Below are 25,050 nucleotides of genomic sequence, written 5' to 3'. Positions count from 1 at the left end.
GACAACGTGGTGGAACCCTCCGCGGTCATGGACTGGTACGGCGGCCCGACCGTCCTGGAACACCTGGAGACCGTCCCGGTCAGCCACGACCTCGCCCACTGCCACGCCCGGCTGCCCGTGCAGTACGTGATCCGCCCGCAAACCGCCGAACACCCCGACTACCGCGGCTACGCCGGCCAGATCGCCGCCGGCACCTTCCGCGTCGGCGACGAGGTCACCGTCCTGCCCTCGGGCCGCACCTCCAAGGTGTCCGGCATCGACCTGCTCGGCGAACCGGTAGACGCGGCCTGGACACCGCAGTCGGTGACACTGCTCCTCGACGACGACATCGACGTCTCCCGCGGCGACCTGATCGTGCCCCGCAAGGACGCCCCCGCCACCACCCAGGACGTCGAGGCCACCGTCTGCCACGTCGCCGACGCCCCCCTCACCATCGGCCACCGCGTGCTGCTCAAACACGGCACCCGCACGGTCAAAGCCATCGTCAAGGACATCCCGGCCCGGCTCACCCTCGACGACCTGTCCCTGCACCCACACCCCGGGCAACTCGCCGCCAACGACATCGGCCGCGTCAAAATCCGCACCGCCGAGCCGCTGCCCGCCGACTCCTACGCCGACTCCCGCCGCACGGGTTCCTTCATCCTGATCGACCCGAACGACGGCACCACCCTCACCGCCGGCATGGCCGGCGAGTCCTTCGCCACACCAGAACCGGTCAACGACGAGGCGAACGACGACGGGTGGGACTTCTAGCCATGGGCTCCCCCGACTTCTACTCCACATTCGCGAAGGAGGGCGGCCGCGTCGGCAGCGGTGCCCTCGGCTGGGGGTGCCCCCGAACGGAGTTTGGGGGAGGGCAGGGCGGGGTCGCGCGATGTGCGTGCTGACGTACGCGCACCGCTCGCGCGCCCACAGCCTCCGCCGCCACAGACGCAAACCCGCCGATCTCCCGGCCACGACCTGACACCTCGGACCAACCGACAGGCGTGACCGCCGGGCCAACGAGAGGAACACCTCCCGTGCCTGCCACCACCGCCCTGCGCCGCACTCTCGCGGTCCTGGCCGCCCTCCCGCTGCTGGCGCTCGCCGGCTGCGGGTACGGCTCGCAGGCCAAGGACGACGGAGGTGCCCGGATCGCCGCCGGGGCCGAGAAGACCGACGGTCTCGACTCCGTCCGGATCGGCTATTTCGGCAACGTCACCCACGCCACCGCGCTGGTCGGCAACCAGAAGGGCTTCTTCCAGAAGGAACTGGGCGCCACCGAGGCCAAGTACGCGGTCTTCAACGCGGGCCCCTCCGAGATCGAGGCGCTCAACTCCGGCTCGATCGACATCGGCTGGATCGGCCCCTCCCCGGCGATCAACGGCTACGCCAAGTCGGAGGGCAAGAACCTGCGGATCATCGGCGGTTCGGCCTCCGGCGGAGTGAAACTCGTGGTGAACCCCGACAAGATCAAGTCGTTGAAGGACGTCGAGGGCAAGCGCATCGCCACCCCGCAGCTGGGCAACACGCAGGACGTGGCGTTCCTCAACTGGGCCGCCGAGCAGGGCTGGAAGGTCGACGCGCAGAGCGGCAAGGGCGACGTGACGGTCGTCCGCAGCGACAACAAGGTGACCCCGGACGCCTTCAGGTCCGGGTCCGTCGACGGCGCCTGGGTGCCGGAGCCCACCGCCTCCCGGCTGGTCGCCCAGGGCGGCAAGGTACTGCTGGACGAGTCGACGCTGTGGCCGGACGAGAAGTTCGTGATCACGAACATCATCGTGTCGCAGAAGTTCCTCAAGGAGCACCCGAAGGCCGTGGAGGCGGTGCTGAAGGCCTCGGTGGACACCAACGAGTGGATCGAGGCCCACCCCGACGAGGCCAAGGCCGCCGCGAACAAGCAGCTGGAGAAGGACACCGGCAAGGCACTGCCCGCCGACGTCCTGGACCCGGCGTGGAAATCGATCCGGCTCACCGACGACCCGCTGGCCGCCACCCTCGACGCCCAGGCGCACCACGCCGTCAAGGCGGGCCTGCTGGAACAGCCCGACCTCAAGGGCATCTACGACCTCACGCTGCTCAACAAGGTCCTCAAGGCCAAGGGCGAACCCGCGGTCGACGACGCCGGACTCGGCGTCCAGTAGGCCCGGATCCCGACCATTCCCAGGAGGTGACGACCATGGCCACGACCACGACCCTCGCCAAGGCCGACGAGGGCACCGAGGCGGCCTCGCACGCCGCGCGGATCGAGCACGTCTCGAAGTCGTTCGGGGGCCCCGCCGGGCAGCAGCTCGTGCTGGACGACATCAGCCTCGATGTCGCGCCCGGCGAGTTCGTCACCCTCCTGGGGGCCTCCGGCTGCGGCAAGTCCACGCTGCTGAACCTGGTGGCGGGCCTGGACAGGCCGAGCACCGGGGCGATCACCACGGACGGACGGCCGGCCCTGATGTTCCAGGAGCACGCCCTGTTCCCGTGGCTGACCGCCGGCAAGAACATCGAACTCGCCCTCAAGCTGCGGGGTGTGCCCAAGTCCGAGCGCCGCGACAAGGCGGAGGAGCTGCTCGAGCTCGTCCGGCTGAAGGGCGCGTACGGCAAGCGGGTGCACGAGCTGTCGGGCGGCATGCGCCAGCGGGTCGCGATGGCCCGGGCGCTCGCCCAGGAGAGCAAGCTGCTGCTGATGGACGAGCCCTTCGCGGCACTCGACGCCATCACCCGCGACGTACTGCACGACGAACTGACCCGGATCTGGCGCGAGACGCAACTCTCCGTCCTCTTCGTCACGCACAACGTCCGCGAGGCCGTCCGGCTCGCGGAGCGCGTGGTGCTGCTCTCCTCCCGCCCCGGCCGCATTGCCCGCGAGTGGACGGTCGGCATCCCGCATCCGCGCCGCATCGAGGACACCGCCGTGGCGGAACTGTCCGTCGAGATCACCGAAGAACTGCGTGGGGAGATCCGCCGACATGGCCAGCACTGAGACCACCACGCCCGGCAAGGACGCGGGCGACCTCGCCGGTCTGGAGGCGGGCCTCGACGCGCTGGAGACCCAGCAGAGGGGCCGTACGCCCTTCCGCCAGACGCTCACGCAGAAGATCCTGCCGCCGGTCGCGGCCGTGCTGCTGGTACTGGCGGTGTGGCAGGCGCTGGTCTCCTTCAAGATCGTCGACGACCCCACCAAGCTGCCCGCCCCGTCCGACGTCTGGGACGTGGTCCACCAGGCCTGGCTCCAGGGCGAACTGCTCGGCTACATCTGGACCAGCGTCTCGCGCGGACTGTCCGGCTTCCTGCTGGCACTGGTGATCGGCACGCCGCTGGGGCTGCTGGTGGCCCGGGTGAAGTTCGTGCGCGCGGCGATCGGCCCGATCCTGTCCGGCCTCCAGTCGCTGCCGTCGGTGGCGTGGGTGCCGCCGGCCGTGATCTGGCTCGGCCTGAACAACTCGATGATGTACGCCGTCATCCTGCTCGGCGCCGTCCCCTCCATCGCCAACGGCCTGGTCTCCGGCGTCGACCAGATCTCCCCCCTCTACCTGCGCGCGGGCCGCACCCTGGGAGCGACCGGGCTGAAGGGCACCTGGCACATCGTGCTCCCGGCCGCGCTGCCCGGCTACGTCGCGGGCCTCAAGCAGGGCTGGGCGTTCTCCTGGCGCTCGCTGATGGCCGCCGAGATCATCGCCTCCTTCCCCGATCTCGGTGTGGGCCTCGGCCAGCTCCTGGAGAACGGCCGCAACGCCAGCGACATGGCCATGGTGTTCGAGGCCATCCTCCTCATCCTGACCGTCGGCATCGCCATCGACCTGCTGATCTTCAGTCCGCTGGAGCGGTGGGTGCTGCGCAGCCGCGGTCTGCTGGTGAGGAGCTGAGGCCATCATGACCGCGCCGGTGCTCCTCGTCATCGCCCACGGCAGCCGCGACCCGCGGCACGCCGCGACCGTGCACGCCCTGGTGCGCCGGGTCAGGTCGCAGCGCCCGGAGGTACGGGTGGAGACCGGCTTCCTGGACTTCAACGTGCCCTCGGTGCAGGGCGTGCTGGAGTCCCTGGAGACGGAGGGGGTGCGGGACGTCGTGGCGCTGCCGCTGCTGCTGACCCGCGCCTTCCACGCCAAGGCGGACATCCCGGCGGTCCTGGCGGACGCGCCGCCGCGGCTGCGGATCCGGCAGGCCGAGGTGCTCGGCCCCTCCCCGCTGCTGCTGTCGGCGCTGGAACGGCGCCTGTACGAGGCGGGCCTGACGCCCGCCGACAAGTCCTCGACCGGGGTCGTACTGGCCTCGGCGGGGTCCACCGACCCGGAGGCGATCGCAGTGATCGCAGAAATCGCGCGGGAGTGGCGGCACACCGGTTGGTGCGCCGTGCGGCCTGCGTTCGCCTCCGCATCCCTTCCGCGCACCGAGGACGCGGTGCGTGAGCTGCGGGAGCTGGGCTGCGCCCGCGTCGCCGTGGCGCCGTACGTCCTGGCCCCGGGCTTCCTGCCGGACCGCATCGCGCGGGGTGCCGCCGAGGCGGACGTGCTGGCGGACGTCCTCGGTCCCTCGCCGGAGGTGGCGCGGGTGCTGCTGGAGCGCTACGACGAGGCGCGGACGCCGGTGCTGGCGGCGGTCGGGGCCTGATCGCCTCGCCGTCAGCCGGCCGTCGTCAGCCGGCCGTCATCGTCATCGGCCCGTCGTCGTCGGCCGGTCGTCGTCGGCCGGTCGCCATCGGCCGGTCGCCATCGGTCGAACGGCAGCCCGCCGGTGCGCGTGCTCGTGCTCGGGTCCGGGGGCGTCCGGGGCGCCGGTCAGGAGGCGGTCAGGAGGCGGTCAGCTCGACGAGCTTGGCGACAGTGTTCCAGTTGCGTGTGGTGGCGATGACGCCCTTGTTCACGCGGGGCCTCGCGAGGGCCTCGGCGAGCTTGGAGCGGCCGAGGCCGTCCGGTGTGTACAGGTACAGCGCGCGGTCGCCGAGGCGGAACTCCTCCGGGAGGAACGCCGGTCGGTCGATCGCCGCGAAGCGCTCGGCGTCGACCGGCGCGGAGAAGTAGGTGACGTGCAGCTGCCTGGCCTCCAGGCCGGCGGCCGGGAACGGGCACGCCTCGGCGACCGCCCGCAGATAGGCGTGGTCGCGCACGATCACGTCCACCGCGAAGCCGAAGTGTTCCTCGATGGCCCGCGTCAACTCGGCGGCCAGGGACTCCTCGTCCCCGTGGCCGGACGCGAACACGGCCTGCCCGCTCTGGAGATGGGTGCGTACGGCGTCGTGGCCGAGACCTTCCAGGAGCGCGCGCAGTTCGGCCATCGGGACCTTCCTCGCGCCGCCCACGTTGATCCCGCGCAGCAGTGCCGCGTACATCGTCGTCATGCGCACACCATAGGACGGCCGTCGTGCCCCGTGGGGGTGGGCACGACGGCCTCGTCCGCGCGCCGGCGGACGTGCGCGCCACTCTCGCCGATGCGGTGTGCGCGCTTCAACCACTACACGCGCCTGTGACTTATTCAACAACTCTGCGGAAGACTCCCGTACGAGCGCCACACCCTGATCACGACTTTGGAGCAACCCCGGTAAGTGCAAGAAGGCCGAGTACTCCGCGGTCCCGGTGGCCCTCGGCATCCTGCTGGTCGCGTTCGGCGCGCTGGTCGCGGCGCTGGTGCCGGTGGCGCTGGCGATCACCGCGATCATGGCGACGATGGGCCTGATGGACCTGGTCAGCCACTTCCAGCCGATGAACGAGACCGCCAACTCCGTGATGCTGCTGGTCGGTCTGGCCGTCGGCGTCGACTACTGCCTGTTCTACCTGCGCCGCGAGCGCGAGGAGCGCGCCGCCGGCCGGGACGCGCAGACGGCGCTCCGGATCGCCGCCGCCACCAGCGGCCGGGCGATCGTCGTCTCCGGTGTCACGGTGTGCGTCGCGATGGCGGGTGTCGTCACCAGCGCCGCCGTCATCATGGTGGCCGTGTTCGCCCTCTTCGGCATGCTGTCCATGCAGTCCATGAAGCAGATGGGCGTGGGCCTGGCGGCGGCGGTGCTGATCGACGCGACGATCATCCGGGGCGTACTGCTGCCGGCCGTGATGGCCCTGCTCGGCGAGCGCAACTGGTACCTGCCGAAGTGGCTGCACCGGCTCCCGGACCTCACCCACGACGAGGCGTCCGAGGCGCTCGTGCCGGCGGCCCGGGACGACGAGGGCGATCGGGTCGGGGTGTGAGCGAGGGCCGGTACGACTGAGGCACGGCCGCGTGCCGAAGAGCCCGCCGGTTCCCGGGAGTTGTCCTGGGAACCGGCGGGCCCGTCGGCGTCTGCCGCCGCGGTGCGGTCAGGCCCTCGCCGCCGCCAGCTCCGCCTCGATCAGGTCGGCGGCCCGCCGGGTACCGCCCTCCTGGGCCATCCGCGCCTGGAGTTGCTTCAGCCGCCCGGCCACCTCGGGGTCGTCGACCAGGGCGAGGGCCGCGGCGCGCAGTGCCTCGGCGGTCGCCTCCTCGGTGGGCAGGTGGCGGGCGACGCCGAGCCCCTGGAGCATGTCCGCGTTGCCGAACTGGTCCACGGCCTGCGGTACGGCGATCATCGGTGTGGCGGTGGCCATTCCCTCCTGGCTGCCGCCGGCGCCCGCGTGGGTGACGAACAGGTCGGCCTGCTTGAGGATCGCCAACTGCGGCACCCAGGACCGTACTTCCACGTTGTCCGGTACGTCCCCCAGCTCCGCGGCGTCGACGTGCTTGCCGATCTGGAGCACCACGTGCCAGCCGGGCAGCCCGCCGAAGGCCTTGACGCACTCCTGGTAGAAGGCCGGCTGCTTGGTGAAGGACGACCCGAGGGAGACGAGGACGACCTTCTCGGCGCCGTCGGGACGCTGCCAGTCCCCCTCGGCGGAGCGGTCGCCCTGGCAGGCGCCGACGAAGGTGTAGGTCGCCTCGTCCACCCGGTCGGCGTTGGGCTGGAGCGCCTTCGGGATCAGCACCAGGGAACGGGCGGGGCGGCCGACGAACGGGTCGGGGTGCTCGGTGATTCCGTTCTCCTCCAGCCAGGCGTGGAAACGGGCGTAGTACGCCTGGCCGCGTTGGGTCTTCAGCGGCTCCTCCCACATCGGCTCGCCGACCTCCTTCTCGTACCCCTCCCAGGCGACCAGGTTCGGCGAGAGGGAGACCACGGGCACGTTCCAGCGGTGACCGAGGACACGGGCCGGGTAGGAGGTGATGTCGTGCAGGACGAGGTCCGGCTCGTCGCCCTCGTAGGCCTCGACGAGTTGCGGGAGCGCCTGGATGGCGTCGTTCAGGAACGGCTCGACGTTGTCCAGCAGCGTGGTGCCCCAGGCCGCCGGGTCGGCGTCGGGGCCGGGCAGCGTGCTGTTCCACAGCTTGGGTTCGGCGCCCGTCTCGGCGACCTTCTCCGCGAAGAGCGGCGGGATCGCGTACGTCACCCGGTGCCCCCGCGCCACGAGCTCGCGGATCACCTCCAGGCTGGGATTCACGTGGCCGTGCGCGGCGACGGAGAACATGGCGATGTGAGCGGGACTGGTCATGCGAGGAGAGTACGCGAGACGATACGTCTCGTGCAATTGTTTTCCCCGTACGTCCCTCCTCATGCCGCCAGCTCCTCGTGCAGCCGCAGCCAGCGCGCCGGGGACACCTCGCCGACGAGCACGCCGGGGTCCAGGCGCGCCGCCCGGAACGCCGCGTCCACCCGGCGCCTTGGGTGGGCGCGCCGCAGGGACGCGTGCAGCGAGCCGCCGACTCCCGAGAAGCCCAGCTCGACCAGATCCCGCCAGCTCCGGTGGGCGGCGCCGGCGAGCAACGGGGTGCGGCGGCGTTCGATGCGCAGGATTCCGGCGTCGACGCGTGGCACCGGACGGAAGCCGTACCGGCTGACCCGCCCGGCCAGCCGCCACTCGTACCGGGGCCAGGTCCGGACCGTCAGCAGGGACCAGCGGCCGTAGTCACCGGTGCGTTTGCGGGCGTACTCGAGCTGGGTGAGCAGCGTGGCGTCGGTGAGGCCGGGTGCGTTGAGACACCAGTCGACGATGTCCGCGGTGCGGGAGAAGGGCACGTTCCCGGCTACGGAGAACGGCGTGCGCGGGGGCCGCGCGGCGAGGAAGTCACCGGCGACCACGTGGACGTGGGGTGTGTCCGCGAAGCGGGCGCGGAGCACGGGGACGAGCCGGGGGTCGATCTCGTAGGCGTGCAGTTCCCGGCCGCGGCGGGCGAGCGGCTCGGTGAGGGCGCCCTTTCCGGCGCCGGCTTCGAGGAGGAGGGGCGGGCGCCGGATGTCGGGGGCGGCGAGCCGGGCGACACGGGCGGCGGTGGCGCGGTCGGCGAGGAAGTTCTGCGAGAGCGTGCGGGCACGCTGGGTGGGGCGGGCCATGGCCTGCGGTCCTTGTCTTCCAGGAAAGGGGGAAAGGGCAGCCGAAGGCCCTGACCGGAAGACGAAGGCGAAAAGGGGATGCGGAGGCTCAGCCCCGCCGCATGTGTGTCACGTGTGTCAGCGGCGGGGGGTCCCCGGGCCGGTCAGGGCTCCGGGGCCACGACGCATCCTGATGGCGTGCGTGCAGCCCCGGCCGAGACCGGAGTCGAAGATCGCGTTGAAAGCTGCCACGGAGGCGACGTTAGGCGCCCGCGCCGCGGGCGGGCAACGGGTTTTCCCGCCCGACCGGCGCGGACGCCGTCAGCGCTGGTAGCGGGCGAGGACGAGGTTTCCGTCCGTCACCAGGCGACTGCGCAGCTCCTCCGTGTCGATGGCTCCGCTGTAGTACTCCTGGAGCGCGGGGGTCGCCACCTTGTCCTTCCACTCGGGATATCCCCTCACGGACTGCGCGGGTGCCGAGCGCAGATGACCGGCGAGGGCGGTGCCCGTGGCCCAGCCGTGCTCGGCCGTGCGCAGGGCCGGGTCCTTCAGCGCCTCGCCGCCGGTGGGCAGCATCCAGTCGCCGAGGGCGAGGCGCACCATGTTGTCCGGCTGGAGGAGGAAGTCGACGAAGGCGGCGGCCTCCTTCTTGTGCGGGCTGTCCTCCGCGATCGACAGGGTCTGCGGGCTGACGCCCTGGGTGAGCCCTTCGTCGCCCGCCGGGGCGGGCAGCACCCGCCACTCGAAGCCCTCGGGTGCCTGCTGCTCGATCTGCTGGCGGTAGGAGAAGCCGAGCGGCACCATCGCGTACTTGCCCGCGAAGAAGCCGGGCAGGGTGTCGGAACCGCCGCTGCCGAGGGTGGTGGAGGAGGCGCTGTGGTCGGTGTTGACCTGGTCGTGGATGGTGCGCGGCACCACCCGGTCGCCCTCCTCGAACCGGACGGTGACCTTTCCGTCCGCTCCGCGGTGGAACAGCCGTCCTCCTGTGGAGAGCGACAGGTTGAGCGTGGCGGAGACGGGCTCCTTGAGCGGCCAGGCCACCCCGTACGTGCCGTCGCCGCTCAGCCGCTTCGTCACCTGCCGGAACTCGGACCAGGACCAGGGGCGTTCGGGCGTCGGGAGCCGGACGTCCGACTCCTCCAGCAGGTCGGCGTTGGCGATGAGCACCCGCGGCTCCTGGAGGAACGGCACGCCGTAGATCCCGTCGCCGAAGGTGACCGTCTCCCAGCTGCGCTGCGGGATGTCCGACTTGAGCCGGTCGGGCAGCAGGTCGGTCAGGTCGGCGAGGTAGCCGCCGTAGGCGAAGTCCGCGAGGTCGTCGGAGGCGTCGTGGATGATGTCGGGCGCCTCGCCGCCCTCGAAGGAGGTGAGGAGCTGGTCGTGGACGCTGTCCCAGCTGCCCTGGACGTACTCGACGCGCACGTCCGGGTGGGTGGCGTTCCACTCCCGCACCAGTTCCCTGTTGGCCGTCACGGACTCCTCCTGCCAGGCCAGCGACTGGAAGCGCAGGGTGATCCGGCCGTCGTCCGGTCCGTCGCCGCCGCCCGAGCAGCCCGCGAGCAGCAGGGAGAGGGAGACGAGCAGGGTCGCGATCCTCGTACGCGCCGGCATCAGCCCTTCACCGCCCCGGCGAGCATGCCGCCCGTGATCCGCCGCTGGATGAGGGCGAAGACCAGGAGCGAGGGCAGCGTCGCGAGGAAGGCCGCCGCCGCGAGCGGGCCGAGGTCCGCCACGCCCTCGGCGCCGATGAAGTGGGTGAGGATCACCGGCAGGGTCTGTTTCTCCGGTGTCTTCAGCAGCACCAGCGCGAAGAAGAACTCGTTCCACGCGGTGATGAAGGCGAACAGCGCCGTCGCCACGATCCCCGGCGCGAGCAACGGCGCGGTCACCGACACCAGGGTGCGCAGCCGCCCGGCGCCGTCGACCGCCGCCGCCTCCTCCAACTCGGCCGGCACGGCCCGGACGTACCCGGCGAGCATCCACAGCGCGAACGGCAGGGACCACACGACGTAGACCATCACCAGCCCGGGGACGGAATTGATCAGCCGGAGGTTCTTCAGCACCAGGAAGAGCGGGATGATCAGGAGGACGAAGGGGAAGGCCTGGCTGACCACGACCCACCCGGTGGCCGCCCTGCTGAGCCGCCCGCGGTGCCGGGCCATGACGTACGCCATCGGTGTCGCGATCACCACGGCGACCACCGCCGCGCCGAGTGCGGCGAGCAGCGAGTTGAGGGCGGCCCGCAGCAGCGGCTGTTCGTCGAAGGCCTGGCGGAAGTTGTCGAGGGTGGGGTTCTCCGGGATCCAGGTGGGGTGGAGGCTCGCCAGTTCCTGCGGCGGTTTGAACGCGGTGGAGATCAGCCAGAGGAACGGGAAGGCCAGGAAGACCAGATACGCGAGCAGCGCGGCGTACTGGCCCACGCGGGCCCCGGTCGAGGTCCTCATGCCGCGACACCTTCCTTCGGTTCGCCCTTGGGCCCGCCCGTGAGTCCGCCCTTGAGTCCGCCCGTGAGTCCGCCCTTGAGCCGGCCGGCGAGGAAGACGGCCAGCAGGATCGAGATCACGGCGACCATCACGCACCCCATCGCCGCCGCGTAGCCGAACTGTCCGTAGCGGAAGGCCTCTTCGTAGGCGAAGAGCATGGGCAGCCGGGTCCGGCCGCCGGGGCCTCCGTTGGTCAGTACGTAGACCAGGGCGAACGAGTTGAAGTTCCAGATGAGGTTGAGCGCGGTGATGGCGAGCGCGACCGGTCTCAGGGCGGGCCAGGTGACCGTGCGGAAGCGGCGCCATGCTCCGGCGCCGTCGACCGCGGCGGCCTCGTGCAGCTCGCGCGGGGTGTTCTGCAGCCCGGCGAGCAGGGCTACCGTCGTCTGGGGCATGCCTGCCCAGACGCCGACGACGATGACGGCGGGCAGGGCGGTGGCGAGGCCGCTGAGCCAGTCGCGGCCGTCGCCGAGACCGAGGTCGCGCAGAGTCTCGTTGAGGATGCCCGCGTCCGGGTTGTAGACCAGCCGCCACATGATGCCGACGACCACCTCGGGCATCGCCCAGGGAATGATCGCCAGCCCGCGGGCCAGGAAGCGCATCCGCAGGTTCTGGTTGAGCAGGAGGGCGAGGCCGAGTGCGAGGAGGAACTGCGGCACCGTCACCCCGACGGCCCACAGCAGCCCGATGCGGAACGACTCCCAGAAGAGCGTGTCGTGCACCAGGTCCTGGAAGTTCAGGGTGCCGACCCACTGGGTGGGCTCCGTCCGGCCCGACTGGGCGTCGGTGAACGCCAGCAGGATGCCGTAGAGCAGCGGCCCGACGCTGAGCACCAGGATGGGGATCAGCGCGGGCAGCACCAGGAACCAGGCACCGTGATCCGGGCCGCGCCGTGACCGGTCCGTACCGGACGCACGGCGCCCCGGCCTTCTCGACTCGGACACCGATGTCACGTAATCAGCCCCTTTGCACGGCTCGAACGGGCCTGGTCATGGTCGTGAAGGCGCCGGGCCCCGTCAAGAGCCCGCGCACACGCTCCCACCTGTGCGAATGCGACACTGGCCGACGGGTGGCGGGAACCCGGCGGACATCCCGGACACGACCGGACGACCGGCACCACGGACCCGACCGGCACCACGGACACGACCGGACGACCGGACGGCCGACACCACCTACACGACGGACACGGAGGCGGGCGACGATGGACGAGGCACGGGCGCGGGAGGTGCTGGACGCGGCGGGGGTGCTGCCCGGCCCGGCACGGGAGGCGCGGCTGCTCGCCCTCGGCGAGAACGCGGTGTTCGCCGCCGGTGACCTGGCCGTCAAGGTGGGCCGCGACGCCGAACTCCTCGACCGGGCACGCCGGGAACTGGCCGTCGCGGTGTGGCTGGAAGAGGCCGGTGTGCCGGCGGTGCGGGCGGCCGACCCGACGGCGCTGTTCATCGAGGGGCACCCGGTGACCGTGTGGCGGCGGCTCCCCGACCCGGTGCGGCCCGCCGAGCCCCGGGACGTGGCCGCACTGCTCCGGCTGGTCCACGCGCTGCCCTCCCCCTCCTTCGAGCTGCCGCCCCGCGAGCTGCTGGGCGGAGTGGAGCGCTGGCTGCGGCTCGCGGGGGACGTGATCGACCCCGCGGACGCCGCGTATCTGCGCGAGCGGCGCGACGGCTTCGCGACGGCCGCCGCCGCGCTCACCCCCCATCTGCCGCCGGGCCCGATCCACGGCGACGCGCTGCCCCGCAACGTGCACGTCGGTCCCGACGGGCCGGTCCTGGTCGACCTGGAGACCTTCTCCGCCGACCTGCGCGAGCACGACCTGGTGGTGATGGCGCTCAGCCGGGACCGGTACGGGCTTCCCGCCGAGGCGCACGACGCCTTCACCGCGACCTACGGATGGGACGTGCGGGAGTGGGACGGCTGTGCGGTGCTGCGCGGCGCCCGGGAGACGGCCAGCTGCGCGTGGGTGGCCCAGCACGCGCCGAGCAATCCGAAGGCGCTGGCCGAGTTCGAACGCCGGGTGGCGTCGCTGCGGGACGGGGACCCGACGGTGCGGTGGTACCCCTTCTGACCCCGCGTCGCCTTCCGGGGCCCGGCCCGGGTCAGACCCGCTCGTCGGCCGGCTCGCGCACCGGCCACGTCCCGTCCACGACGGCCGTGGCGTCGCCCTTGCGGCGCAGGAAGCCCTGGAAGTCCGCCGCCCACTCGGCGTACCACTCGATCTGGCGGTGGTGCAGGTCCGCCGGGCCGAGGGACGCGACCTTGGGGTGGCGGCCGGCTATCGCGCGGGCCAGCCGGGCCGCGGCGAGGGCGTCGGCCGTGGCGTCGTGGGCGGCGTCGAGCGGGACACCGTACTCCCGGCAGACCGCTTCCAGATTGCGCTTGCCGCGACGGTAGCGGTCGACCGAGCGGTCGATGGTGTACGGGTCGATGACCGGGGCGGGATCGAGGCCGCCCAGGCGGTCGCGGAGGGACGGCAGCCCGTAGCGCCGCAGTTCGGCGGAGAGCAGGGTGAGGTCGAAGGCCGCGTTGTAGGCGACGACCGGGACGCCCGTCTTCCAGTAGGCCGCGAGCACACCGGCGATGGCGTCGGCGACCTGGTCGGCGGGCCGGCCCTCGGCGGCCGCCCGCTCACTGGTGATGCCGTGCACCGCGACCGCGTCCGCCGGGATCTCCACACCGGGGTCGGCCAGCCACTCCCGGCGCCCCCGCGGCTCGCCGCCCACGACCTCGATCACGGCCCCCGTGACGATGCGCGCCTCGCGCGGATCGGTGCCCGTCGTCTCCAGGTCGAAGCCGATCAGCAGCTCCCGGTGCCAGCCCATGGGCGGTCCCCCTTCTCGGTGGTGCGTTCCCCCAGTGGTCTCCACCCTCCCACGGGCCACTGACAATCAGAGGATCGCATTCCGCTTACGCCCGCGCCCGGCCCGGGGCGGTCGCTCACGACACCGGCCGCGAATCCGCCCACATCGACTCGAACTCCTCGCGATAGGTGGGGAAGAGTCCGCCTTCGTCGAGATGGTCCGACTTCACGACCTTGCCGCCGTTCCGTCCGTTGCGCAGTACGAGCACCGGCGCCTCCATCCCCCGCGTCCGGCGCAGGTAGGACTGCACGACCGCGATGCCGTCGGCGCCGTCCCCGTCGACGAGGTAGGCCGTGAAACGGGGCGTCTCGTCGAAAACCTGGATCTCGAACGCGCCCGGGTCCCGCAGCCGGGCGCGGACCCGCCGCATGTGCAGGATGTTCATCTCCACGGCGCGGCTCAGCTCGCCGCGCTTGATGCCGAGTTCGCGCTCGCGGCGCTTGATCGCGCTGGAGGCCGGGTTCAGGAAGAGCAGCCGCACCCGGCCGCCGGACTCGGCCAGCCGCAGCAGGCGGCGGCCGGAGAAGTTCTGCACGAGCAGGTTGAGGCCGATGCCGAGGGCGTCCACGCGCCGCGCGCCGCCGAAGAGGTCCTCTGCCGGGAACTGGCGCAGCAGCCGCACCCGGTCCGAGTGCACGGCGACCACGTCGGCGTACCGGTCGCCGACCAGGTCCTCCACGGCGTCGATCGGCAGGCGGCGCGTGGACGGCACGTCGCCGCCCGTGCCGAGGACCTCCAGCAGCCGCGCCGAGGCCCGCTCGGCCTGGCTCAGCACCGCCTCGGACAGTGCCCGGTTGCGGGAGACCACGTTGCGGGTGACCTCCAGCTCGTCCAGCGCGAGTTCCACGTCGCGGCGCTCGTCCACGTAGGGCTCGAAGCAGGGCCAGTGCTGCACCATCAGCTCGCGCAGCTGCGGCAGGGTGAGGAAGCTGAGGACGTTGTCGTCGGCCGGGTCGAGCAGGTAGCCCTTGCGGCGGCTGACCTCGCGGACGGCTACGGCCCGCTGCACCCACTCCTGGCCGGCGGGTCCGGCCGCGGCCACCACCCACTCCTCGCCGTGCACGGGTTCGTAGACCGGCCTCAGGACGGCGGCCACGACCGCGCGCAGCCGCTGTTCGACGAGGTTGAGCCAGATATAGGCCCGGCCCGCCCGCTGCGCACGGGTGCGCACCTCGTGCCAGGCGTCGGTGTCCCAGTCCAGTTCCGGACCGATCGCGCCCGCGCTCATCGGCCGCGCCAGGGACACCGCACCGGGCGGGACGTCCGCGGAGTTCCCCTGGTGACCGTCGTCACCAGGAGGCAGCTCCAGCCCTCCCGAGCCCACCCGCGCACCGCCTTCCGCTCCCTGGGAGCACTCCCGGTCAGACCCCGTCCCAACGATCAAGGAAGGGTACTCCGCGAGCGGTCCGCGGTGCAGCCCGATGGACGGGCCGGTTTTCCCAACGTCCGTGATCACAAAGCCCGTTCCGGACCTCCGGTCACCGGGGAGTGAGCGGATTCATAGCGGTGACGTGGCCGGGCACGGGGAAGGTTCCCCGTGCCGGCCCCGGGGCGCGTCCCGGGCGGAACGCCGAAGGGTGGGTAGGAGGACGTACGTGCTAGGTGGTCGCCTCACTTTCGGGGAGACTTCCGGGAGACTCGGAGCCAAGGCGTCCGCACCGGCGCCCCACACCTGAAAGAGTCGTGTCCATGCAGGTCTGGCCTGGAGAGGCGTATCCACTCGGTGCCACGTACGACGGCGCCGGCACCAACTTCGCGGTCTTCACGGAGGCCGCCGACCGAGTAGAGCTGTGTCTGCTGCACGACGACGGTTCGGAGACCGCGATCGAGCTGCGGGAGAGCGACGCGTTCGTGCGGCACGCGTACGTGCCGGGCGTGATGCCGGGGCAGCGGTACGGCTACCGCGTGCACGGTCCGTACGCCCCGGAGCGCGGACTGCGCTGCAACAGCGCCAAGCTGCTCCTCGACCCGTACGCGCGTGCGATCAGCGGCTCGATCCAGTGGGGCGAGGAGGTGTACGGCTACCACTTCGGCGAACCCGGGCGGCGCAACGACCTGGACTCGGCGCCGCACATGATGACGTCGGTCGTGGTCAACCCCTACTTCGACTGGGGCGACGACCGGCGCCCCCGGACGGAGTACCACCACACGGTGCTCTACGAGGCCCATGTGAAGGGCCTGACCATGCGGCACCCGGGCCTCCCCGAGGAGCTGCGCGGCACCTACGCGGCCCTCGCGCACCCGGCGCTGATCGAGCACCTCACCGAGCTGGGGGTGACCGCGCTGGAGCTGATGCCGGTGCACCAGTTCGTCAACGACCACCGCTTGGTGGACATGGGCCTGAACAACTACTGGGGCTACAACACGATCGGCTTCTTCGCCCCGCACAACGCGTACGCCTCGTGGGGCGACCGCGGCCAGCAGGTGCTGGAGTTCAAGTCGGCGGTGAAGGCGCTGCACGAGGCGGGGATCGAGGTCATCCTCGACGTGGTCTACAACCACACCGCGGAGGGCAACCACCTTGGCCCCACGCTGTCCTTCAAGGGCCTCGACAATCCCTCGTACTACCGGCTGACCGACGACCCCCGCTACTACATGGACACCACGGGCACCGGGAACTCCCTACTCATGCGGTCCCCGCACGTACTACAGATGATCATGGACTCGCTGCGGTACTGGGTCACCGACATGCACGTCGACGGGTTCCGCTTCGACCTCGCCGCCACCCTGGCCCGGCAGTTCCACGAGGTGGACCGGCTGTCGTCGTTCTTCGACCTGGTGCAGCAGGACCCCGTGGTCTCGCAGGTGAAGCTGATCGCCGAGCCGTGGGACGTGGGCGAGGGCGGCTACCAGGTGGGCAACTTCCCGCCGCTGTGGACCGAGTGGAACGGCAAGTACCGGGACACCGTGCGGGACCTGTGGCGCGGCGAGCCGCGCACGCTGGCGGAGTTCGCGTCCCGGCTGACCGGCTCCTCCGACCTCTACCAGGACGACGGCCGCCGCCCGCTGGCCTCGATCAACTTCGTGACCTGCCACGACGGCTTCACCCTGCACGACATGGTGGCGTACAACGACAAGCACAACCAGGCCAACGGCGAGGACAACCGGGACGGCGAGAGCCACAACCGGTCCTGGAACTGCGGCGTCGAGGGCGACACCGACGACCCGGCGGTGCTGGAGCTGCGGGCGCGGCAGATGCGGAACCTCGTCGCCACGCTGCTGCTCTCCCAGGGCGTGCCGATGATCAGCCACGGCGACGAGTTCGCCCGCACCCAGCGCGGCAACAACAACGCCTACTGCCAGGACAACGAGCTGGCGTGGGTGGCGTGGCCCGACGGCGACGGCGACGTCACCGGTGCCGGTGCCGGGCTGCTCGGGTTCACCCGCGCGATGGTGTGGCTGCGCAGGGACCATCCGGTCTTCCGCAGGCGGCGCTTCTTCCACGGCCGCCCCGTGGAGGGCACCCACGACGAGCTGTCGGACATCGCCTGGTTCACCCCCGAGGGTGCGGAGATGACCCAGCGCGACTGGAACTCGGCGCGGGCGTCGGCCCTCACCGTGTTCCTGAACGGCAACGCCATCTCCGAGCCCGGCCCGCGCGGGGAACGCATCGCCGACGACTCCTTCCTGCTGATGTTCAACGCCTCGCCGAAGCCGCTGGACTTCGTGGTGCCGGTCGACCACGGCCGGCAGTGGCAGGTGGTCGTCGACACCTCCCTGACGGAGGGCGTGCCCGCGGACACGACCGCGAAAGTACAGGCCGGGGACCGGCTGACCCTGGTGGACCGGAGCCTCGCGGTGCTGCGACGACCCGTCTGAGGGGCATACGGGCGTGTCTGTTCCGGGCATGCCCGTACGTCCGTGCAGGGGGCAGATGACACGAATCGCGGCGGGGCGGGTACGTAGCTCTGCATGACGCCTGAGCGACCCGACCCGGTGCTGTCCGCCTCCTCCCCGTCCCCCTCGGCCACCTACCGGCTGCAGCTTCAGCCCGCGTTCCCGTTCGCGGCCGCCGCGGCCGCCGTGCCGTACCTGGCCTCGCTCGGTGTGTCGCATCTGCACCTGTCCCCCGTCCTGGAGGCGGTCCCGGGCTCGCCGCACGGCTACGACGTGGTGGACCACGCGCGCGTGCGCGAGGAGCTGGGCGGCGAGGAGGGACTGCGGGCGCTGGCGCGCACCGCGCGGGAACACGGTCTCGGCCTGGTGGTGGACATCGTGCCGAACCACATGGCGATGTCGCCGCGGCACAACCGTGCCCTGTGGGAGGTGCTGCGGGAGGGACCGAAGTCGCCGTTCGCGCGGTGGTTCGACATCGACTGGGAGGCTCAGGGCGGCCAGGTGCTGATGCCGGTGCTCGGCGCACCGGTCGGCGAGGTGCTGGACGAGCTGCGGGTCGACGGCGACGTACTGCGCTACCACGACCACGCGTTCCCGCTGCGGGACGGCACCGGTGACCTGCCGCTGCCGCAGCTCCTGGACGCGCAGTGGTACCGCCCGGTGTGGTGGCGCCTCGCCCGCACCGACCTGAACTACCGGCGCTTCTTCAGCATCTCGGAGCTGATCGGCCTGCGTGTGGAGGACCCGGAGGTGTTCGAGGCCACGCACGCCACGATTCTGCGGCTGCTGCACGAGGGTGTGATCGACGGGCTGCGCGTCGACCACCCGGACGGCCTCGCCGACCCCGACGCCTACCTCCGGCGGCTGCACGAGGCGAGCGGCGGCCGGTGGACGGTCGTGGAGAAGATCCTCGCGGACGGCGAGCGCCTGCCCGCCGCCTGGCCCGTCGCGGGCACGACCGGCTACGACGCCCTGCGGCACGTCGACGGGCTCTTCACGGATCCCGCCGGGTACGGGGAACTGCTCGGCCGGTACCGCAGGTTCGCCGCCCCGCGGACGGACCGGGGCGGGGACTGGGCGGCGACGGTGCGGCGGGCGGCGTACAAGGTGCTCACGCACGAGCTGGCCACCGAGATGGACCGGCTGACCCGGGTGGCGCACCGCCTGTGCGTCGCGTCGCCGGACCCCGCCCTGCGCGACCGGGCGCCGTGGGCGCTGCGCACCGCGTTGCGGGAACTGCTGGTCCGGCTGGAGGTGTACCGGCCGTACGCGTCGGTGGACGCGGCGTCGGTCGTCACCGAGGAGGCGGCGGCCGAGGCGCGGCTCGTGTTCGCGGTGCCGGAGGAGTCCGGCGCGGTGGACGTCGTACGTGACCTGGTGCTGGGCCGGTACGGGGACGGGCCGGAGCACGTGGAGTTCCGGACGCGGTTCGCGCAGACCGCGTCGGCGCTGCGCGCCAAGTCGGTGGAGGACACGGCGTTCTACCGCTACGTGCCGCTGCTGTCGGCGACCGAGGTGGGCGGGAACCCGGGGAGCCCGGCCCTGTCGCCGGAGGAGTTCCACGCGTACTGCGCGCGCGTGCAGCGCGACTGGCCCGCGACGGGCACGGTCGTCTCGACCCACGACACCAAGCGCAGCGCCGACGTGCGCGCCGCGCTGGCGGTGCTCACGGAGTGCCCCGAGCGGTGGGCGGACGTCCTGACGGAGGTCACCCGCACGGGTGAGGGCGCGCCGGACGCGCAGCTGGCGTGGGCGGCCTGGCAGACGGTGTTCGGGCTGGGGCCGGCGGACGGGGAGCGGGTGCGGGAGGCGCTGTTGAAGCATGTGCGCGAGGCGGGGATGCACACCAGCTGGACGGAGCGGCAGCCTCCGTACGAGGAGGCCGTGGAGCGGTTCGTGTGGGCGGGGCCGTGCGGTGCGCCGGGCGGGCGGGTGGTCGCCTTCCGCGACACCCTGGAGCCGCACATCCGGGCCAACGTCCTCGGCACGGCCCTGACGCATCTGACGATGCCGGGGGTGCCGGACCTCTACCAGGGCACCGAGGGCGAGTACCTGGCCCTGGTGGACCCGGACAACCGCCGGCCGGCGCGCTTCGGAGAGACGGGAGAGGGCGAAGACGCCGGGAAGGGCGGCGAGAAGGAGGCGGTGACCCGGGCGGCGCTGGCGTTGCGGGCGCGGCGGCCCGACGCGTTCGGCGACGCGGCGACGTACGAGCCGCTGCCCGCCGTGGGCCCCGCGGCGGCGCACTGCGTGGCCTTCGTCCGCTCCGGGGAGGTCCTGACCGCCGTGACCCGGCTGTCACTGCGGCTGGCGGAGGCGGGCGGCTGGCAGGGCACGGCTCTGCCCCTGCCGCCGGGCCGGTGGGCCGACGCGCTGACGCCCGGACGGGAGTTCACGGGCCACGCGCGCGTGGAGGATCTCTTCGCGGGCGTGCCGGTGGCGTTGCTGGAGCGGGTGGTGGCGGAGGGGGGAGACGGTGGCTGACCGTCGGCCGCCGCCGGGCCGCGGGGTCCGCCATCCGGCGCCGCCGCGCTCCTCGCCTCGCCGCACGCCTGGGTCGCCGCACGCCCGCGTCCTCCGCACACCGTCGTGAGCGGCCCTCGCGTGAAGGGGTTTCCAGGTCGACGAAGGCCTCGGCGGCGCCGGTCGGCGGCACGCGCGCGAAGACCGTCAGGGCGTGTCGCCAGGGCGGGGCGGGCGTCAGGACCACGCGGCCCTCACCGACCGCGCCGCCCACGAGGCATCTGGTGGGCCCGAACGTGTCGGAGATGGTCGCCGAGAGCCGGCTGATCGTCGGCTGGGACGCCGAGCCCGCCGACGTGGCCCGCCGCATCCACGCCCACCCCACCCTGTCCGAGGCGGTCGGCGAGGTGTTCCTGACCCTGGCGGACCGCGGACCGCACCAGCAGTGACGCGGCCGACGGCCGGGCACGGGCCCCGAGGCGTCACCCGCTCACCGCCCGCCCCGGCTCACCCCTCCGTGTCCCAGGCGAAGACGGCGCCCGTTCGTGCCGCCATCGCGCACGGGTTGGGGAAGGTCCGCGTGTATTCCACCGGCTGTCCCCGCCACTGCCCGTGCGCGTGGGCGGTCACGGGCGCGTAGATCATCGGGCAGTGGGTGTCCCGCGGCGGGATGTCGGCGATGCGGCCGTCCGTGGCGTCGAGTTCGTCGCAGGCGCGGGCGGCGCGGGCGTGTCCCCCGGGCGGGTCGCACAGCAGGAGGGCAGCGCGTGTGGCTCCGGACTGGGTGCCCGACGGGGCACCGGGCCATGCGCCCGGCCGGTCGTCGCCCTGGGTGACGGTGAGGAGGAGCCAGTCGCTCGCCGGTTCCCGCTCGGCGACGGCCTGCGCCGGGACCGCGCAGGTGAGGAGGAGGGAGGCGGCCGCCAGGAGGCCGGTCCGTGCCGCTCGGGCCGTGATGTCGTGGGTCATTCCCGGTGCATCGGCACCGCGGCCTCGGAACCCCAGCCCGGCTCACCCGAACGGGAGTCCGCGGTGGGGCGCCGCCCGGCCAGTTCGAACGCGGCGAGTACGACGCGCGTCTGGTACTCGACCTGGCGCGCGACCGGGATCCAGCGGGCCGCGCAGCCGTCCCGGTAGTCGGCACAGCCTTCGTCGACGAGCCGGTCCAGCTCGGGCAGTACACCCGCCGGATCGCCTCCGGTACGGGTCACCAGCTGATGCAGCAGCCCCGCGGTCCGCAGGGCCAGGCGCCGTCCGGCGAGGCGCAGGGCGACCAGGTGGGCGGTGTTCATCGGCGGGAGGGTGCGGCCCGACCCGTCGTCGGTGTCGGGGTCCCACGCGTCGGCGAGCCGGGGGCAGACCAGCAGGTAGTCGTCGACCGGTGCGAGGAGGTGCGCCGCCTCCGGCACGGTGGCCAGGTGCGGCCGGACCCGGGCGAGGACGCCGTGCAGGCGCCGCGTGTCGTGGCGCAGGGTGCGGCTCACGGACCGCAGCAACGCGTCCCGGTCGGCCGGGGGCGAGCCGTCCGCCACGGCGGCCACGCCCCACATGGGCGCCTCGACGACCGCGGTGACGGTGCCGTACCGCTGCGGGTGGCACCACGTCGAGTCGACGGCGGCCTCGGTGATGGCCGCGGTGAGGTCGCCGCGGCGGGGCGGCGGGATGCGGTAGACGGCGGGGCCGAGGTCGGGCCAGTACAGGGTGTCGTAGGCGCCGAGTTCGCGGGGGATGCCGAGCCGGGCCGCGGCGTGGGCGATGCGCTGGGCGAGTCCCGGCAGGTCGTGGGTGAGCTCGACGAAGCCGCCGCCGACGTCGACTCCGTGCAGGGAGCACTGGAGGAAGGGCCGCAGCTCGTCTTGGAGTTCGAGCAGGGTGCGGGTCTCCGGCAGCGCGACGTGGTCCGGGCCGTGGGGCAGCCACTCGGGCTGTTCCAGGAAGCCGGGCCGGAAGAAGTTCCGTGCGTAGCGGCCGAGGGTGTACGGGCCGGACAGCCAGCCCTCGTTGCGGCGCAGGCCGTCGGGGTCGACGCACAGCAGCAGGTTCCAGGTGGCGTCGACACCCTCGGTGAGCCGGGGGTCGGCCAGGGCCCGCTCGGCCAGCCGCAGGACGGTCGCGCCGCCCACGGGTTCGTTGGCGTGCGGTCCGGCGACGACGAGGGCCTGGCGGCTGCCGTGGCCCACGGAGAGCAGCCACAGCGGGTTGCCCGCGCGCGAGGTGCCCACACGGCGCAGCCGCGCGCGTCCGGGATGGCGGGCGGCGAGAGCGGCGGCCCGTGCGCCCAGCTCGTCCACGGTCGGATAGCGCAGGAGGGGCGGCAGGGCACACCTCCACGATTCGGGCCGTCGGTTCACCTGGCGTGCGCGGTGTACGCACAGTCAGTCACGACTTGGGGGGTACGTCAACACCATGAAAAGGAAAGGGGTTTGCCCCACCGGTCCGGCCGCCGATCCGCCCACCGCCTCGCACGACGCCGAGTGAAGCCCAGGCCAGAGCTGTGCGCCGTCCCCTCCTCGGGATTCAGTTCACCGCGAGGCGGAAGGCCATCTGGCCGAAGCCGATCTGATCCCCCTCCCGGACGACGGCCACGCCGATGACCCGGCGCCCGTTGACCGTGGTGCCGTTGGTGGAGCCGAGGTCGCGCAGCACCCACATGCCGCCCTGGCGGCTCAGTTCCGCGTGCACACGGGAGACCGTCTCGTGGGTCAGCCGCAGCCCGCTCGCCGGGTCGCGCCCTATGCGCAGCGGGTGGCCGGCGCCGGGGTGCGGCAGCAGCAGCTTGGGCAGCCGCTCGGCCTGCCAGGCCCTGCGCAGCCGTACGCCGAACCCGGACACCGCCTCGACGGTGCCGAACACCAGCCGCGACATCCGGCCCTCGGTGGGCAGGTCGGCGGTGAGCGCGGCGATTTCCTCCACGCGGCGGGCGGCGAACGCCAGTTCCATCCTGCGGATGAACGTGTCGTGCGACAGACGCCCCATGGAAACGCCGTCCCGGAGCACCTTCAGCGCCTTGTCGCGCTCCGCGTCGGACAACCGCGCGGGGTACGTGTTGAACTCGAAGGACGACGTCACGCAGGTGATTGTCGGTCAGCCGGGCCGGAGTGTCCAGAAGACGGGACAACGGCCGCCACGCGCACGGGGCCCCGACCGCCACAGGCCGGGCTCCGCGCGACACCCGCCGCAAACGGGGGCTTTCGGCAGCGGGGAGATCACTTTTGCAGGACCATGGACGGGCCAGGGCCTGTCCGGCGGATCAGGTCGCGGGAAGGACGCGGCACCTCGCCTTCGGCAGTGAGGTGCCGGACACAGGCCCTACATCACGGTGAGCAGACGAAGGGGAACCGTCCGTGCAGTTCGAGGTGTGGGCACCGCAGGCCGGCCGAGTGACGTTGCAGTGCGACGGCGCCACGCGCGCGCTGGAGCGCGATCCGGAACGGCCGGGGTGGTGGTGCGGTGAGGCCGAGGCGCGGGACGGCTCGCGGTACGGATTCGCGGTGGACGACGGGCCGGTGCTCCCGGACCCGCGCTCGCGCCGGCAGCCGGACGGACCGGACGGGCTGAGCGCGGTCGTCGACCACGGGGGGTACGCGTGGCGTGCCGAGTGGGGCGGGCGTCCGCTGCCCGGCGGTGTCCTGTACGAGCTGCACGTGGGCACGTACACGCGCGAGGGCACGCTCGACGCCGCCGCCGAGCGGCTCGGTCATCTGGCCGGACTGGGCGTCACGCACGTCGAGTTGATGCCGTTGTGCCCGTTCCCGGGCCGGCACGGCTGGGGGTACGAAGGTGTCTCGCTGTGGGCGGTGCACGAGCCGTACGGCGGGCCCGAGGCGCTGAAACGCTTCGTCGACCGGGCCCACGAACTGGGCCTGGGCGTGGTTCTGGACGTGGTGCACAACCACCTGGGCCCGACCGGCAACTACCTGCCCGCCTTCGGCCCGTACTTCACCGACACCCACCACACGCCCTGGGGCGTCGCCGTCAACCTGGACGCGCCCGGCTCGGACGAGGTGCGCGCCTATCTGGTGGACAGCGCGCTGGCGTGGCTGCGGGACTACCGGGTCGACGGACTGCGCCTGGACGCGGTGCACGCCCTGGCGGACACGCGCGCGTGCCACTTCCTGGAGGAGTTGTCGACCGCTGTGGACGGCCTCGCCGCCGACCTGGAGCGCCCGTTGTTCCTGATCGCCGAGTCCGATCTCAACGACCCGCGGATCGTCACCCCGCGCGCGGAGGGCGGCCTGGGCGTGCACGCGCAGTGGAACGACGACTTCCACCACGCCCTGCACGCCGCGCTGACCGGAGAGTCGCAGGGCTACTACGCCGACTTCGCGCGTGCTCCGCTGGCGGCGCTCGCCAAGACGCTGACGCGGGGCTACTTCCACGACGGCACCTACTCCAGCTTCCGGGGCCGCGGTCACGGCCGTCCGCTGGACCGCGGCCGGGTGGCCGCCCACCGGCTGACCGGCTACAGCCAGACCCACGACCAGGTCGGCAACCGCGCCCAGGGGGACCGCCTGGCCGCGCTGGTCTCCCCCGGCCTCGCGGCCTGCGCGGCGGCACTCACGCTGACCGCGCCGTTCACGCCGATGCTGTTCATGGGCGAGGAGTGGGCGGCGGGCACACCGTGGCAGTTCTTCACCGACCACACCGACCCGGAGCTCGCCGAGTCCGTGCGCAACGGCCGGCGGCGGGAGTTCGCCGCGCACGGCTGGAAGGAGGAGGACGTGCCCGACCCGCAGGACCCTGCCACGCGCGAGCGGTCCTGCCTCGACTGGTCCGAGCCGGCGCGCGAGCCGCACGCGCGCGTACTGGACTGGTACCGCCGGCTGATCGCCCTGCGCAGCGAGCAGCCGGACCTGACCGACCCGGACCTCGCCGACACCAGGGTGGCGTACGACGCCGAGGCGCGCTGGCTGGCCTTCCGGCGCGGGGACATCCGGGTGGCCGTCAACCTGGGTCCCGAACCGGCGGCGATCCCGCTGGGCGGCCGCCCCGCGCGCGTACTCGCCGCGTGGGAACCGGTACAGGCGCCGGGGAGGGACGGGGTGCTGCGCGTACCGGCTGAGTCGAGTGTGGTGCTCGAACAGGATTGACGAGGATGCCGGAAGGGCCGGCGGGGCGGGAGCGCCCG

Annotated in this window: 20 protein-coding genes and 2 pseudogenes; 11 read left to right on the top strand and 11 right to left on the bottom strand. The window is 72.5% G+C overall.

From position 1 onward, the window contains the following. From ACZ4V1_RS22630 to ACZ4V1_RS22610, 5 genes are all read left to right on the top strand, one after another. Window positions 1-753 (top strand): elongation factor 1-alpha C-terminal domain-related protein (locus ACZ4V1_RS22630; RefSeq protein WP_468338884.1); only part of this gene is annotated, 753 nt, incomplete at its 5' end. 266 nt (window positions 754-1,019) lie between these two features. After that, a complete protein-coding gene (locus ACZ4V1_RS22625) occupies window positions 1,020-2,123 on the top strand; it encodes an aliphatic sulfonate ABC transporter substrate-binding protein (protein WP_468338882.1) in 1,104 nt (367 codons plus the stop codon). Between the two features lie 35 nt (window positions 2,124-2,158). Beyond that, window positions 2,159-2,953, top strand: a complete 795-nt coding sequence (locus tag ACZ4V1_RS22620; RefSeq protein ID WP_468338880.1) for an ABC transporter ATP-binding protein — start codon at window positions 2,159-2,161, stop codon at window positions 2,951-2,953. Then, the gene (locus tag ACZ4V1_RS22615; protein WP_468338878.1) at window positions 2,940-3,836 is read left to right on the top strand and encodes an ABC transporter permease; all 897 of its coding nucleotides are present in this window, start codon (window positions 2,940-2,942) and stop codon (window positions 3,834-3,836) included. The genes ACZ4V1_RS22620 and ACZ4V1_RS22615 overlap by 14 nt, the downstream gene beginning before the upstream one ends. A gap of 7 nt (window positions 3,837-3,843) precedes the next feature. Next, window positions 3,844-4,581 carry a sirohydrochlorin chelatase gene (locus ACZ4V1_RS22610; RefSeq protein WP_468338876.1) on the top strand — a complete coding sequence of 246 codons (738 nt, stop codon included), beginning with the start codon at window positions 3,844-3,846 and terminating at the stop codon, window positions 4,579-4,581. A gap of 178 nt (window positions 4,582-4,759) precedes the next feature. On the opposite strand, the gene ACZ4V1_RS22605 is transcribed toward ACZ4V1_RS22610, so the two are convergent. Further along, window positions 4,760-5,308, bottom strand: a complete 549-nt coding sequence (locus tag ACZ4V1_RS22605; protein WP_468338874.1) for a DUF1697 domain-containing protein — start codon at window positions 5,306-5,308, stop codon at window positions 4,760-4,762. A 208-nt stretch (window positions 5,309-5,516) separates the two neighbouring features. Between ACZ4V1_RS22605 and ACZ4V1_RS22600 the strand changes: the two are divergent. Next, window positions 5,517-6,152: pseudogene (locus tag ACZ4V1_RS22600) on the top strand (MMPL family transporter); the annotation flags it as partial. Window positions 6,153-6,260: 108 nt separating this feature from the next. On the opposite strand, the gene mgt reads toward ACZ4V1_RS22600, so the two are convergent. From mgt to ACZ4V1_RS22575, 5 genes are all read right to left on the bottom strand, one after another. Further along, entirely contained in the window at window positions 6,261-7,526 is a 1,266-nt protein-coding gene (gene mgt / locus ACZ4V1_RS22595; RefSeq protein WP_468338872.1) for a macrolide-inactivating glycosyltransferase, read from the bottom strand. Beyond that, complete coding sequence (gene erm(O), locus ACZ4V1_RS22590; protein WP_468338870.1) at window positions 7,523-8,302, bottom strand: 23S rRNA (adenine(2058)-N(6))-methyltransferase Erm(O); 780 nt, start codon at window positions 8,300-8,302, stop codon at window positions 7,523-7,525. Before erm(O) ends, mgt begins: the two co-directional genes overlap by 4 nt. Before the next feature lie 300 nt (window positions 8,303-8,602). After that, window positions 8,603-9,892, bottom strand: a complete 1,290-nt coding sequence (locus tag ACZ4V1_RS22585) for an ABC transporter substrate-binding protein (protein ID WP_468338868.1) — start codon at window positions 9,890-9,892, stop codon at window positions 8,603-8,605. Beyond that, on the bottom strand, window positions 9,892-10,725 hold the full coding sequence (locus ACZ4V1_RS22580; RefSeq protein ID WP_468338866.1) for a carbohydrate ABC transporter permease: 834 nt from the start codon (window positions 10,723-10,725) through the stop codon (window positions 9,892-9,894). Before ACZ4V1_RS22580 ends, ACZ4V1_RS22585 begins: the two co-directional genes overlap by 1 nt. Continuing rightward, the gene (locus tag ACZ4V1_RS22575; RefSeq protein WP_468338864.1) at window positions 10,722-11,717 is read right to left on the bottom strand and encodes a carbohydrate ABC transporter permease; all 996 of its coding nucleotides are present in this window, start codon (window positions 11,715-11,717) and stop codon (window positions 10,722-10,724) included. Before ACZ4V1_RS22575 ends, ACZ4V1_RS22580 begins: the two co-directional genes overlap by 4 nt. A 248-nt stretch (window positions 11,718-11,965) precedes the next feature. Between ACZ4V1_RS22575 and ACZ4V1_RS22570 the strand changes: the two genes are divergently transcribed. Further along, a complete protein-coding gene (locus ACZ4V1_RS22570; RefSeq protein ID WP_468338862.1) occupies window positions 11,966-12,829 on the top strand; it encodes a phosphotransferase enzyme family protein in 864 nt (287 codons plus the stop codon). A gap of 31 nt (window positions 12,830-12,860) precedes the next feature. Here the strand turns inward: ACZ4V1_RS22570 and ACZ4V1_RS22565 are convergent, their stop codons facing one another. Together ACZ4V1_RS22565 and ACZ4V1_RS22560 are read right to left on the bottom strand one after the other, a co-directional pair. Further along, complete coding sequence (locus ACZ4V1_RS22565) at window positions 12,861-13,583, bottom strand: exonuclease domain-containing protein (RefSeq protein ID WP_468338860.1); 723 nt, start codon at window positions 13,581-13,583, stop codon at window positions 12,861-12,863. Window positions 13,584-13,698: 115 nt separating this feature from the next. Next, complete coding sequence (locus ACZ4V1_RS22560) at window positions 13,699-14,946, bottom strand: SAV2148 family HEPN domain-containing protein (RefSeq protein ID WP_468338859.1); 1,248 nt, start codon at window positions 14,944-14,946, stop codon at window positions 13,699-13,701. A gap of 365 nt (window positions 14,947-15,311) precedes the next feature. On the opposite strand from ACZ4V1_RS22560, the gene glgX reads away from it, so the two are divergent. The 3 genes and pseudogenes from glgX to ACZ4V1_RS22545 form a co-directional block, all read left to right on the top strand. Beyond that, window positions 15,312-17,441 (top strand): glycogen debranching protein GlgX, encoded by a 2,130-nt coding sequence (glgX, locus tag ACZ4V1_RS22555; RefSeq protein ID WP_468338857.1) that lies wholly within the window; start codon window positions 15,312-15,314, stop codon window positions 17,439-17,441. 93 nt (window positions 17,442-17,534) lie between these two features. Then, window positions 17,535-19,943, top strand: a complete 2,409-nt coding sequence (gene treY / locus ACZ4V1_RS22550; protein ID WP_468338855.1) for a malto-oligosyltrehalose synthase — start codon at window positions 17,535-17,537, stop codon at window positions 19,941-19,943. 257 nt (window positions 19,944-20,200) lie between these two features. Beyond that, window positions 20,201-20,371, top strand: a pseudogene (locus ACZ4V1_RS22545) (dihydrolipoyl dehydrogenase); the annotation flags it as partial. Between the two features lie 58 nt (window positions 20,372-20,429). Here the strand turns inward: ACZ4V1_RS22545 and ACZ4V1_RS22540 are convergent. From ACZ4V1_RS22540 to ACZ4V1_RS22530, 3 genes are all read right to left on the bottom strand, one after another. After that, complete coding sequence (locus ACZ4V1_RS22540) at window positions 20,430-20,891, bottom strand: SSI family serine proteinase inhibitor (RefSeq protein ID WP_468338853.1); 462 nt, start codon at window positions 20,889-20,891, stop codon at window positions 20,430-20,432. Further along, entirely contained in the window at window positions 20,888-22,213 is a 1,326-nt protein-coding gene (locus ACZ4V1_RS22535; RefSeq protein ID WP_468338851.1) for a M14 family zinc carboxypeptidase, read from the bottom strand. The genes ACZ4V1_RS22540 and ACZ4V1_RS22535 overlap by 4 nt, the downstream gene beginning before the upstream one ends. A gap of 226 nt (window positions 22,214-22,439) precedes the next feature. Continuing rightward, window positions 22,440-22,991 (bottom strand): FHA domain-containing protein, encoded by a 552-nt coding sequence (locus tag ACZ4V1_RS22530; protein ID WP_468338849.1) that lies wholly within the window; start codon window positions 22,989-22,991, stop codon window positions 22,440-22,442. A 275-nt stretch (window positions 22,992-23,266) separates the two neighbouring features. Between ACZ4V1_RS22530 and treZ the strand changes: the two genes are divergently transcribed. Then, the gene (treZ, locus tag ACZ4V1_RS22525; RefSeq protein WP_468338847.1) at window positions 23,267-25,012 is read left to right on the top strand and encodes a malto-oligosyltrehalose trehalohydrolase; all 1,746 of its coding nucleotides are present in this window, start codon (window positions 23,267-23,269) and stop codon (window positions 25,010-25,012) included. The last annotated feature ends 38 nt before the right edge of the window (window positions 25,013-25,050 follow it).

The sequence above is a fragment of the Streptomyces sp. NPDC028991 genome (assembly GCF_055564775.1).
The sequence above is the reverse complement of the archived record's forward strand: the minus strand, read 5'-3'. Positions and strand labels throughout refer to the sequence as shown.

What these genes read in the sequence shown, in the direction of transcription:
- ACZ4V1_RS22620 (WP_468338880.1), top strand. Translation starts at nt 2,159, where the DNA reads ATGGCCACGACCACGACCCTCGCCAAGGCCGACGAGGGCACCGAGGCG.
- ACZ4V1_RS22615 (WP_468338878.1), top strand. Translation starts at nt 2,940, where the DNA reads ATGGCCAGCACTGAGACCACCACGCCCGGCAAGGACGCGGGCGACCTC.
- ACZ4V1_RS22610 (WP_468338876.1), top strand. Translation starts at nt 3,844, where the DNA reads ATGACCGCGCCGGTGCTCCTCGTCATCGCCCACGGCAGCCGCGACCCG.
- ACZ4V1_RS22605 (WP_468338874.1), bottom strand. Translation starts at nt 5,308, where the DNA reads ATGACGACGATGTACGCGGCACTGCTGCGCGGGATCAACGTGGGCGGC.
- mgt (WP_468338872.1), bottom strand. Translation starts at nt 7,526, where the DNA reads ATGAGGAGGGACGTACGGGGAAAACAATTGCACGAGACGTATCGTCTC.
- ACZ4V1_RS22585 (WP_468338868.1), bottom strand. Translation starts at nt 9,892, where the DNA reads ATGCCGGCGCGTACGAGGATCGCGACCCTGCTCGTCTCCCTCTCCCTG.
- ACZ4V1_RS22580 (WP_468338866.1), bottom strand. Translation starts at nt 10,725, where the DNA reads ATGAGGACCTCGACCGGGGCCCGCGTGGGCCAGTACGCCGCGCTGCTC.
- ACZ4V1_RS22570 (WP_468338862.1), top strand. Translation starts at nt 11,966, where the DNA reads ATGGACGAGGCACGGGCGCGGGAGGTGCTGGACGCGGCGGGGGTGCTG.
- ACZ4V1_RS22565 (WP_468338860.1), bottom strand. Translation starts at nt 13,583, where the DNA reads ATGGGCTGGCACCGGGAGCTGCTGATCGGCTTCGACCTGGAGACGACG.
- glgX (WP_468338857.1), top strand. Translation starts at nt 15,312, where the DNA reads ATGCAGGTCTGGCCTGGAGAGGCGTATCCACTCGGTGCCACGTACGAC.
- treY (WP_468338855.1), top strand. Translation starts at nt 17,535, where the DNA reads ATGACGCCTGAGCGACCCGACCCGGTGCTGTCCGCCTCCTCCCCGTCC.
- ACZ4V1_RS22540 (WP_468338853.1), bottom strand. Translation starts at nt 20,891, where the DNA reads ATGACCCACGACATCACGGCCCGAGCGGCACGGACCGGCCTCCTGGCG.